Here is a 10141-nt window from a genome sequence, read left to right on the forward strand (position 1 = left end):
CGTATTGAAATGACGATAAAAGGTATCGAGAGATACCTTTTATTTTAGGGAAAAGAGCATGACCACTGAAAATAATCTAAAAAACACCGCACTTAAAGACACCATTGTCGCTCAGGCTACCCCTATTGGGCGTGGTGGTGTGGGGATTTTGCGTATATCCGGTCCCTTAGCCATGAATGTGGCGCAAGCCGTGTTGGGCAAAACGCTCAAACCTCGTTACGCCAATTATCTGCCTTTTAAAGACGAGGACGGCACGGTATTAGATCAGGGCATTGCCTTATTTTTCCAATCCCCGAATTCCTTTACTGGTGAAGATGTCTTGGAATTGCAAGGCCATGGTGGGCAAATCGTGTTGGATCTCTTGCTGAAACGGATCTTACAAGTGTCTGGTGTACGTTTAGCTCGCCCAGGGGAATTTTCTGAACAAGCCTTTTTAAACGATAAACTGGATCTCGCCCAAGCCGAGGCCATTGCGGATCTTATTGATGCCACCTCAGAACAAGCTGCACGTTCCGCTTTAAAATCCCTGCAAGGGGAATTCTCCAACAAGGTGAATCAATTAGTAGATGACGTGATTTATTTACGCACTTACGTAGAGGCCGCCATTGATTTTCCTGATGAAGAAATTGATTTTCTGGCCGATGGAAAAATTGAGAACAAACTCAATGCAATCATTGCACAACTCGCCGACGTGCGAGCCGAGGCCAAGCAAGGATCGATTTTACGTGAGGGCATGAAAGTGGTGATCGCAGGGCGTCCTAATGCGGGTAAATCCAGTTTGCTCAATGCCTTAGCAGGCCGTGAGGCAGCGATTGTGACTGATATTGCAGGCACCACAAGAGATGTGCTACGAGAGCATATTCATATTGACGGCATGCCGTTACATATTATTGATACGGCGGGGTTACGTGACGCTACGGATGAAGTGGAACGAATCGGGATTCACCGAGCTTGGACCGAAATGGAACAGGCTGACCGTATTCTTTTAATGTTAGATAGCACCGAACAGACAGATCTCGACAAAGTGCGGTCGGCATTTTTGCAGAAATTGCCGTCCAATATTCCCGTGACCTTAATTCGCAATAAAACCGATTTAAGCGGTGAAATCACTGGTTTAAGCGAAGAAAACGGCTATACGGTCATTCGCCTTTCTGCCCGCAATCAACAAGGCATTGATTTACTGCGTGAACATTTAAAACAAGCCATGGGTTATCAAACCAGTACCGAGGGCGGATTCTTAGCCCGTCGCCGTCATTTAGAGGCCTTAGAAAAAGCCTCCGAACATTTACAACAAGGTCATACTCAACTGACACAATTCTACGCCGGTGAATTACTGGCCGAAGAACTCCGCCTTGTGCAAACCCATTTAAGCGAAATCACGGGCCAATTTACTTCAGATGATTTATTGGGGAATATTTTTAGTTCGTTTTGTATTGGGAAGTAATATTTCCCCATACTGGCGTATGGGATAGGCAACAAAGATATTCAATAGAGCAAAATAGTCAGTTTTGAACATAATAAAACCTATTTTTGTGATCTTCATTCCAAAACTGATCATCATTTCTTGTTATTTTCCGCATATTCAACCTACACTGGATACCTGATTAACAAAACAAGGTATCCACATGCAACAACATTCACGCTATATCGATCTCACCACTGACTACGGCTTTAAACGTATTTTTGGTCGAGAAACCAACAAAGATTTATTAATGTCATTTCTCAATGAGCTATTTCAAGGCCGCAAAGTGATCAAGGATTTGGTGTATAACAAAAATGAACACTCAGGCGACATCCCCGAACAAGGTGCCGTTATTTTTGACCTGACTTGTACCGCCGATGACGATAGCCAATTTATTATCGAAGTGCAACGACGCCATCAAGAACTGTTTAAACAACGTACTATTTATTATGGCGCCAAACTTATCAGTGACCAAGCCCCAAAAGGTCATCGCAGTGACTGGGGCTATGATATTACTGAAGTCTATGTGATCGCCATAATGGACGGTTTTCACTTTTCCGATAAACCCGATTATCTGCATGATATTTGCCTATGCCATCGAAAGACAGGCGAAATTTTTTATGATAAACTGGGTTTTATTTATCTAGAATTGCTAAATTTCAACAAACCCGAAGAACAATTAACCACGGACTTAGAACGTTGGTTATTTGTATTAAAAAATATGGCAAAACTAGACAAACTCTCGCCTTATTTACGTAAACCAATCTTCGAAAAGTTATTTAGCATTGCTGAATATACCAGACTCAATAAAGAGGAAAAAGATATGTACGATGTGAGTTTAAAACGCAAGTGGGATGAATATTCCTTGCTTACCTCTGCTGAAACAAGAGGAATACGGCAAGGGTTACAACAGGGATTAGAACAGGGATTAGAACAGGGAATACAACAAGGAATACAACAAGGAATAGAGCAAGGGCGTTTGAATACACTTAAAGAAAACGCTAGAAATATGCTTAATCGTGGGTTTAATGTTCAATTAATTTCGGAAGTTTTGGGTTTATCTGTAGATGAAATTAAGAGTTTGATGAATTGATGTGGTTTCAAATAGGGCTAAAAATACTGTGTTTTTAGCCTTATTTACGCAAACCAATCTATTTTGCTGAATATACCAGACTCAATAAAGAGGAAAAAAACATGTACGATGTGAGTTTAAAACGCAAATGGGATGAATATTCCTTGCTTACCTCTGCAGAAACAAGAGGAATACGGCAAGGATTACAACGAGGATTAGAACAAGGATTACAGCAAGGGCGTTTGGATACGCTTAAGGAAAGCGCCAGAAATATGCTTAACCTTGGGGTTGATGTGGCGACCATTTCTCAGTATTTGAACTTACCCATAGAAGATGTTCGAAAGTTACAGCATTAATTTTGTTTCAAAGTGGCCTGTATTGACAGACCACTATGTTAAAGGAGGAAGATAAATGTATGACGTCAGTTTAAAACGCAAATGGGATGAATATTCCTTGCTTACCTCTGCAGAAACAAGAGGAATACGGCAAGGATTAGAACAAGGATTACAGAAAGGGCGTTTGGATACGCTTAAGGAAAGCGCCAGAAATATGCTTAACCTTGGGGTTGATGTGGCGACCATTTCTCAGTATCTGAACTTACCTATAGAAGATGTTCGAAAGTTACAGCATTAATTTTATTTCGAAGTGGCCTGTATTGACAGGCCACTTTGTTAAAGGAGGAAAATAAATGTACGATGTGAGTTTAAAACGAAAATGGGATGAGTATTCCTTGCTTACCTCTGCAGAAATGAGGGGAATACGACAAGGGTTACAACAGGGATTAGAACAGGGAATACAACAAGGAATAGAGCAAGGGCGTTCGAATACACTTAAAGAAAACGCTAGAAATATGCTTAATCGTGGGTTTGATGTTCAATTAATTTCGGAAGTTTTGGGCTTACCTGTGGATGAAATTAAAAAGCTGATGAATTGATGTTTCTCGCCGTACCCTCTAGCCACAGCGTGGCGTGACGATGCTTAACCCCATACTCCAGTATAGGGGATTTTTAAGTCTATTTCCCGCCTCACTTCTTGTAAAATCCCAAAAAGTTCCCAGAAAAAATGTGATCTAGATCACAATTTTGAAATAAAGTTTCTTTATATCAAATTATTCTTGAGTATTTTCTCCATAAATGTCTTTAATATTATAAATAACCTTTAAAATCATATTGTTATAAAAATATGACATTCCCATAAAAATAAAATTTCTTTCAAAAATGTGATCTGGATCTCATTTTTAACATGGTGAAGAATTTTATAACTTATTGATTTATATGAAATCTGTGTTTTCTGGTAAAATTCCCTATTATTGACATAAAAAAATAATTCATTTAAATTTCACACCAAGAAGTAAAACTTCAAAAGCAAATTTATTTGCTTAACTCGAATCGACCTAATCGATTTGCTACTTAACCAAAAATAAGGAAACATTGTTATGAAAAAAACACTTATCGCTCTAGCCGTTGCTGCCTTAGCATCAAGTGCAGCCAATGCAACTGTGGTTTATCAACAAGAAGGTACAAAAATTGATATTGATGGACGTATCTCATTGCAAGTTCGAAATGAAACTGACAAACGTACTGATTTAGTAGACAAAGGTTCTCGTGTTCGTGTTCGTGCTTATCAAGAGATTGGTAATGGTTTCGAAGCGTTAGCAAATATTGAACTTCGTTTTACTCAAAATGGTACTGTCGGTGATAGTATTCACACTAAACGCTTATTCGGTGGATTTGCTCACAAAGATATCGGTACATTAACTTTTGGTCGTCAATTAACTGTAGGTGATGATTTAGGTTTATCCGATTTTACTTATGAATTAGGTTCAATTACTAAAGTAGTTGATGCGCATGCTAAAGCCTTACATTTCAAATCAGCAGATTTTGGTGGTTTCCACTTTATGACTGATTACTATTTTGGTACCGCTAACAAACATGATTCATTAGATAGAGAAACAGCCGATGCAGGCCAAGGTTTTGGTTTAGGTGCATTCTATAAAACGAAAATTGATGACTTTGGTTTTGCTGTTGAAGGTGGTTACAGTGAACTTACTAAAGGTACATTAGAAACAGATGAATATAAAACTAAAGGGGCTGTTGCCGCTGTTCAATTCTCTTATGGTCCAGTTGCTTTAGGTTTAGACTACTCCCACGCAAAATCGACAAAAGAGAAAGAAGACAATACATTCCGTGTTGGTGCTGAGAAATTCAATCAAGTTGACCAATTTGAAGTGGGTTTAAAATACCAAATTACACCACAAAACAAAGTATTTGCTGAATACTTATGGGGTACTGGTAAAACTAAAGGCGAAGACAATGCGAAATTCCGCGGTTGGTTCTTAGGTGCAGATCACCAATTCAACAAAAACGTTGTAGTTTATGTTGAGGGCGGTGCATTCAAAACCAAACAATCTGGTGAAGAGTTAAGCAAAAACAAACAAATCGCTTTAGGTACTCGTATCTTCTTCTAGTTTTACCTCTATATACTAATGTTTTTATTTCGCCCCATTGTTTAATGGGGCTTTTTTGTGAATATGAAACGAGCCTAAACAAAAAGTGCGGTGAAAAAATAAAAGATTTTTCACCGCACTATTTATGTCACTATCTGTGAGGGTAATGCTCCCACACTGGCGTATGGGGTTAAGCATGGCCATGCTGTGGCTAGAGAGTGTAGCGGGAAATATCAATTCATCAACTTTTTAACTTCGTCAACAGGCAAGTCCAAAACTTCCGAAATTAATTGAACATCAAACCCACGATTAAGCATATTTCTAGCGTTTTCTTTAAGTGTATTCAAACGCCCTTGCTCTATTCCTTGTTGTAGTCCCTGTTCTAATCCCTGTTGTAACCCTTGTCGTATTCCCCTCATTTCTGCAGAGGTAAGCAAGGAATACTCATCCCATTTGCGTTTTAGACTGACGTCGTACATATCTTTTTCCTCTTTATTGAGTCTGGTATATTCAGCAAAATAGATTGGTTTGCGTAAATAGGGCTAAAAACACAGTATTTTTAGCCCTATTTTAAATAACATCCATTCAACAGTTTTTTAATCTCGTCCGTAGGCAAGCCTACAATTTCCGAAATAAATTGAACGTCAAGGCCGCGAGCAAGCATATTTCGGGCCCCATCTTTTAGTCCCTCTAACCGCCCCTGTTGTAATCCTTGTTCTAACCCTTGCCGTATTCCTCTTGTTTCTGCAGAGGTAAGCAAGGAATATTCATCCCACTTGCGTTTTAAACTCACATCGTACATATCTTTTTCCTCTTTATTGAGTCTGGTATATTCAGCAATGCTAAATAACTTTTCGAAGATTGGTTTACGTAAATAAGGCGAGAGTTTGTCTAATTTTGCCATATTTTTTAATACAAATAACCAACGTTCTAGGTCCGTGGTTAATTGTTCTTCGGGTTTGTTGAAATTTAGCAATTCTAGATAAATAAAGCCCAGTTTATCATAAAAAATTTCGCCTGTCTTTCGGTGACATAGGCAAATATCGTGCAGATAATCGGGTTTATTGGAAAAGTGGAAACCGTCCATTATGGCGATAACGTAGACTTCGGTAATATCATAGCCCCAGTCACTGCGATGACCTTTTGGGGCTTGATCGCTAATAAGTTTGGCGCCGTAATAAATGGTACGTTGTTTAAACAGTTCTTGATGGCGTCGTTGTACTTCGATAATAAATTGGCTGTCATCATCGGCGGTACAAGTCAGGTCAAAAATAACGGCACCTTGTTCGGGGATATCGCCAGAGTGTTCATTTTTGTTATACACCAAATCCTTGATCACTTTGCGACCTTGAAATAGCTCATTGAGAAATGACATTAATAAATCTTTGTTAGTTTCTCGACCAAAAATACGTTTAAAGCCGTAGTCAGTGGTGAGATCGATATAGCGTGAATGTTGTTGCATGTAGATACCTTATTTTGTTAATCAGGTATCCAGTGTAGGTTGAATATGCGGAAAATAACAAGAAATGATGATCAGTTTTGGAATGAAGATCACAAAAATAGGTTTGATGGTGCTCAAAACAGCCTATTACTAAGTAAAATCTTACTAACAAAAAATGCGGTGAATTTTCACCGCACTTTAGCATAAACAGGATATTTCTTAATTTACCAACCTTTCACCACACCATCTTTAAAGTGTTTTACCGCTTCTTGGTAAACTTCTTCGGTTTGGTAAGATTTTACGAAGTTTTGTACCGCTGCGCTGTCTTTGTTATCGGTACGTGCAACGATGATATTCACGTATGGGCTGTCTTTATCTTCCACGAAAACGCCGTTGTCAGTGGTAGTTAACCCGACTTGGCTGGCATAAGTGTTATTGACTACGGCTAAATCTACATCATCTAAAGCACGAGCGGCGACGGCTGTGTCAACGGGTACAACTTGTAGATTTTTTGGATTTTCTACAATGTCTAACACGGTTGAGGCCAAGTTAGTGTTATCTTTTAATTTTAATAAGCCTTGTTTTTCTAACAAGATTAATGCACGGCCGCCGTTAGTTGGATCGTTTGGAATGGCGACTTTGGCACCGTCTTTTAATTCAGACACGTTTTTAATGGTTTTTGAATAACCCGCTAATGGGTAAACAAAGGTGTTGCCGACGATCACTAAATTGGTGATGTTGTTGGCTTTGGTGTCTGTGTCTAAATAAGGTTTGTGTTGCATTGCGTTGATGTCTAAGTCGCCTTTGCTGACCGCTGGATTTGGTAAGGCGTAGTCGTTAAATTCAACGAATTTAACCTCTAAATTGTATTTTTCTTTCGCAATTTTTGCTGCAATTTCAGCGACTTGATGCTCAGGGCCTGACATCACACCGACGGTGATAGTTTGTGGTGCAGCTTGTGCTGCGGCAGCGGCCTCTGGTTTTTTGTCATCTTTACACGCCGTTAACGCAAAAACAGAGCTAAGTGCGGTGATAGTGAGAAGTTTTTTAAAATTCATGGAATGTTCCTTATAAGTAAGTAAAATTAAATTAACGATGATCGAAACGATCAGCGAGTTTGTTGCCGTATCTTTCGCAGATCATCACGATTAATACGATGATAATGGTGGCGATCCAAAGCACATAAGGCATATTGCGGTGTAAACCGTAAGAAATGGCGGTATTACCTAAACCGCCACCGCCCACGGCACCTGCCATGGCAGAGTAGCCGATTAGGGTGACGAGAGTGAGCGTGGTGGCTTTTATCAGCATTGGCAAGGCCTCAGGCAGATAAAACTTGGTGACTAATTGCCATACACTGGTTCCCATGGCTTTGGCCGTTTCGGTTAGTCCGCTTGGAATATCGCCTAAAGCGTTAGCCGTTAAACGTGCAAAAAATGGCATAGCCGACACGCCTAGAGGGATGATGGATGCCGTCGTGCCAAGCGTCGTGCCGACTAAAAAACGGGTAACCGGCATCAAGTCGAATAACAAAATGATAAAGGGAATGGAGCGACCAATATTAATCACGGCCTCCAACACACGATTGACTTTGGCATTCGCCAAGGCTTGTTGTGGTTGGGTTAAAAATGTCCACACGCCCAAAGGTAAGCCAAATACAATGGCAAATAGGGTTGCAGCGAAACTCATATAAATGGTTTCGTAGGTGCTTACCCCGATAAGTTGCCATACTTGGGGGCTGATGTTGTTAAAGCCGTTGATAAAATTATCCCACATAACCAAGCACCTCCACACGTACATTGCTTTCCATTAAATAAATTTTTGCTTGGGTGATTGCATCTTCATCTCCCTCGACTTCAGCGATGGTAAAACCGAATTTGGTGCCGCCTGCATAATCAATTTGTGACATTAAGATATTAAAGGACACATTAAAACGCCGTGAAGTTTGGGAGATCAACGGTGCGTCCACAGAGCGACCAGTAAATTCAAAGCGAATAATTGGCGAAGAATGCGCAGATTTCGGTGTGTCAGATAGCAAGGCCAAATATTCTTCGGGTAAATAGTTTTGGAATGTGGCTTGAATAAAGTCTTGTGCCAACTCGGTTTTCGGATTGGAGAAAATTTCGCTCACCGTACCTTGTTCAATTAAACTACCACGGTCGATAACAGCCACTTGGTCGCAAATGCGTTTGACTACGTCCATTTCGTGGGTAATCAATAAGATAGTGATACCTAAAGTGCGGTTAATATCTTTTAATAATTTTAAGATCGATTGCGTGGTGGCCGGATCTAATGCACTGGTGGCTTCATCGCAAAGTAATACGTGGGGATCGCTCGCTAAGGCACGTGCAATGGCAACCCGTTGTTTTTGCCCGCCAGATAAATTGGCCGGATAAACATCTTTTTTATCGGTTAAGCCAACTAATTCTAAAAGTGCGGTGACTTTTTGTTGAATTTTTTGTGGGGTCGCTTTTTCAAGTTCTAACGGCAGGGCGATGTTGCCAAAGACCGTACGTGAACTCAAGAGGTTGAAATGTTGGAAAATCATGCCGATATTACGGCGTTCTGCGATGAGTTGTGCGTCATCTAGCGCCATAAGATCTTTGCCGTCCACAATAACAGCGCCTGATGTTGGGCGTTCTAATAAATTAACGCAACGAATAAGCGTGCTTTTGCCTGCACCAGAGGCACCAATCACACCACAAATACTGCCCGCAGGGACATGTAATGACACATTGTCTAGTGCCTTGAGTTTTTTTCCTGCACTATCAAAAATTTTGGTGATATTTTCTAGCTTAATCATATAAGCCCTTTGATAAATGATTAAAAATGTCGTCTGGTTATTTTAGATGTCTATATGGCTATGTCAATCATTATTCGTGGGGTTTTTAGAATATATCGTTATCAATTATAATATTTGTGTGATAATAAGCGGATAAATCGGACAGATATATAAAAGGAAAAGAAAATGAATAAAGCAATTTTTTTGGATCGGGACGGTACGTTAAATATTGATCATGGCTATGTTCATCAAATTGATGATTTTCAATTTATTGAGGGCAGTATTGAGGCATTAAAAGCGTTGAAAGCGATGGGCTATTTGTTGGTGGTAGTCACGAATCAATCGGGCATTGCGCGTGGTTATTTTAGCGAAGATAAGTTTTTGCAATTAACCGAATGGATGGATTGGTCACTCGCTGATCGGGGCGTGGATTTGGACGGCATTTATTATTGTCCACATCATCCAGAGGGAGAGGGTGAATTTCGTCAAGATTGTGATTGCCGTAAGCCGAAATCGGGAATGTTGCAACAAGCGATTAAGGAATTAAAGATTGATCCTCGCCGATCTTTTATGGTGGGCGATAAAATCGATGATTTGCAAGCTGGTTTACGGGCGAATGTGGCGTATAACGTGTTAGTGAGAACGGGAAAAGCAATTACGGCGCAAGGGGAAACCTTGGCGGATTATGTGATTGATAGTGTCGCAGATTTGCCCCAATTAATTAAACAGTTGAAAAACTAAGCAGTCAGAGAGAATTCGCAAAATTTTTGCAAAAAATACTTGCAAAGGATTTTTAGATCTCTATAATACGCCACACACAACGACGCACTGTTGTGAAAATCGAAGTTTCTAACGTGCGTCGTTGTTTTTTGTTCTTTAACAATTTATCAGACAATCTGTGTGGGCACTTGTTGATTGACTTGTTTTAAAAAATTAAA

12 protein-coding genes are annotated in these 10141 nt (G+C 39.9%); 7 read left to right on the forward strand and 5 right to left on the reverse strand.

The window, feature by feature from the left end:
* The first annotated feature begins 58 nt into the window (after positions 1-58).
* The 6 genes from mnmE (at position 59) to ACTG7Q_RS08560 (ending at position 5001) form a co-directional block, all read left to right on the forward strand.
* Positions 59-1444, forward strand: a complete 1386-nt coding sequence (gene mnmE, locus ACTG7Q_RS08535) for a tRNA uridine-5-carboxymethylaminomethyl(34) synthesis GTPase MnmE (protein ID WP_439242837.1) — start codon at positions 59-61, stop codon at positions 1442-1444.
* Positions 1445-1625: 181 nt separating this feature from the next.
* Positions 1626-2555 carry an Rpn family recombination-promoting nuclease/putative transposase gene (locus ACTG7Q_RS08540; RefSeq protein WP_439242839.1) on the forward strand — a complete coding sequence of 310 codons (930 nt, stop codon included), beginning with the start codon at positions 1626-1628 and terminating at the stop codon, positions 2553-2555.
* A 101-nt stretch (positions 2556-2656) separates the two neighbouring features.
* Positions 2657-2890: a hypothetical protein gene (locus tag ACTG7Q_RS08545; RefSeq protein ID WP_439242841.1), complete on the forward strand. Its 234-nt coding sequence runs from the start codon at positions 2657-2659 to the stop codon at positions 2888-2890.
* Positions 2891-2945: 55 nt separating this feature from the next.
* Positions 2946-3167: a hypothetical protein gene (locus ACTG7Q_RS08550; protein WP_439242843.1), complete on the forward strand. Its 222-nt coding sequence runs from the start codon at positions 2946-2948 to the stop codon at positions 3165-3167.
* Positions 3168-3222: 55 nt separating this feature from the next.
* Positions 3223-3468, forward strand: coding sequence for a hypothetical protein (locus ACTG7Q_RS08555; protein WP_439242845.1), 246 nt, complete (start codon positions 3223-3225; stop codon positions 3466-3468).
* 501 nt (positions 3469-3969) lie between these two features.
* The gene (locus tag ACTG7Q_RS08560; RefSeq protein ID WP_439242847.1) at positions 3970-5001 is read left to right on the forward strand and encodes a porin; all 1032 of its coding nucleotides are present in this window, start codon (positions 3970-3972) and stop codon (positions 4999-5001) included.
* Positions 5002-5213: 212 nt separating this feature from the next.
* On the opposite strand, the gene ACTG7Q_RS08565 is transcribed toward ACTG7Q_RS08560, so the two are convergent.
* The 5 genes from ACTG7Q_RS08565 to metN form a co-directional block, all read right to left on the reverse strand.
* A complete protein-coding gene (locus ACTG7Q_RS08565; RefSeq protein WP_439242849.1) occupies positions 5214-5459 on the reverse strand; it encodes a hypothetical protein in 246 nt (81 codons plus the stop codon).
* A gap of 86 nt (positions 5460-5545) precedes the next feature.
* Positions 5546-6442: an Rpn family recombination-promoting nuclease/putative transposase gene (locus tag ACTG7Q_RS08570; RefSeq protein ID WP_439242851.1), complete on the reverse strand. Its 897-nt coding sequence runs from the start codon at positions 6440-6442 to the stop codon at positions 5546-5548.
* 203 nt (positions 6443-6645) lie between these two features.
* A complete protein-coding gene (locus ACTG7Q_RS08575; RefSeq protein WP_439242853.1) occupies positions 6646-7479 on the reverse strand; it encodes a MetQ/NlpA family lipoprotein in 834 nt (277 codons plus the stop codon).
* Between the two features lie 31 nt (positions 7480-7510).
* The gene (locus tag ACTG7Q_RS08580) at positions 7511-8197 is read right to left on the reverse strand and encodes a methionine ABC transporter permease (RefSeq protein ID WP_439242855.1); all 687 of its coding nucleotides are present in this window, start codon (positions 8195-8197) and stop codon (positions 7511-7513) included.
* On the reverse strand, positions 8187-9224 hold the full coding sequence (metN, locus tag ACTG7Q_RS08585; RefSeq protein WP_439242857.1) for a methionine ABC transporter ATP-binding protein MetN: 1038 nt from the start codon (positions 9222-9224) through the stop codon (positions 8187-8189). The genes ACTG7Q_RS08580 and metN overlap by 11 nt, the downstream gene beginning before the upstream one ends.
* A gap of 165 nt (positions 9225-9389) precedes the next feature.
* Here metN and gmhB point away from each other — a divergent pair, with 165 nt between their 5' ends.
* On the forward strand, positions 9390-9944 hold the full coding sequence (gmhB, locus tag ACTG7Q_RS08590; protein ID WP_439242859.1) for a D-glycero-beta-D-manno-heptose 1,7-bisphosphate 7-phosphatase: 555 nt from the start codon (positions 9390-9392) through the stop codon (positions 9942-9944).
* Positions 9945-10141 lie beyond the last annotated feature (197 nt).

Source organism: Lonepinella sp. BR2474 (assembly GCF_051851555.1).
Taxonomy (GTDB): Bacteria; Pseudomonadota; Gammaproteobacteria; order Enterobacterales; family Pasteurellaceae; genus Lonepinella.

Excerpts from the sequence above, each read along its gene's own strand:
- gmhB (WP_439242859.1), top strand. The coding sequence starts at position 9,390 with ATGAATAAAGCAATTTTTTTGGATCGGGACGGTACGTTAAATATTGAT.
- ACTG7Q_RS08575 (WP_439242853.1), bottom strand. The coding sequence starts at position 7,479 with ATGAATTTTAAAAAACTTCTCACTATCACCGCACTTAGCTCTGTTTTT.
- metN (WP_439242857.1), bottom strand. The coding sequence starts at position 9,224 with ATGATTAAGCTAGAAAATATCACCAAAATTTTTGATAGTGCAGGAAAA.
- ACTG7Q_RS08545 (WP_439242841.1), top strand. The coding sequence starts at position 2,657 with ATGTACGATGTGAGTTTAAAACGCAAATGGGATGAATATTCCTTGCTT.
- ACTG7Q_RS08540 (WP_439242839.1), top strand. The coding sequence starts at position 1,626 with ATGCAACAACATTCACGCTATATCGATCTCACCACTGACTACGGCTTT.
- ACTG7Q_RS08550 (WP_439242843.1), top strand. The coding sequence starts at position 2,946 with ATGTATGACGTCAGTTTAAAACGCAAATGGGATGAATATTCCTTGCTT.
- ACTG7Q_RS08560 (WP_439242847.1), top strand. The coding sequence starts at position 3,970 with ATGAAAAAAACACTTATCGCTCTAGCCGTTGCTGCCTTAGCATCAAGT.
- ACTG7Q_RS08565 (WP_439242849.1), bottom strand. The coding sequence starts at position 5,459 with ATGTACGACGTCAGTCTAAAACGCAAATGGGATGAGTATTCCTTGCTT.
- ACTG7Q_RS08570 (WP_439242851.1), bottom strand. The coding sequence starts at position 6,442 with ATGCAACAACATTCACGCTATATCGATCTCACCACTGACTACGGCTTT.
- ACTG7Q_RS08580 (WP_439242855.1), bottom strand. The coding sequence starts at position 8,197 with ATGTGGGATAATTTTATCAACGGCTTTAACAACATCAGCCCCCAAGTA.
- mnmE (WP_439242837.1), top strand. The coding sequence starts at position 59 with ATGACCACTGAAAATAATCTAAAAAACACCGCACTTAAAGACACCATT.
- ACTG7Q_RS08555 (WP_439242845.1), top strand. The coding sequence starts at position 3,223 with ATGTACGATGTGAGTTTAAAACGAAAATGGGATGAGTATTCCTTGCTT.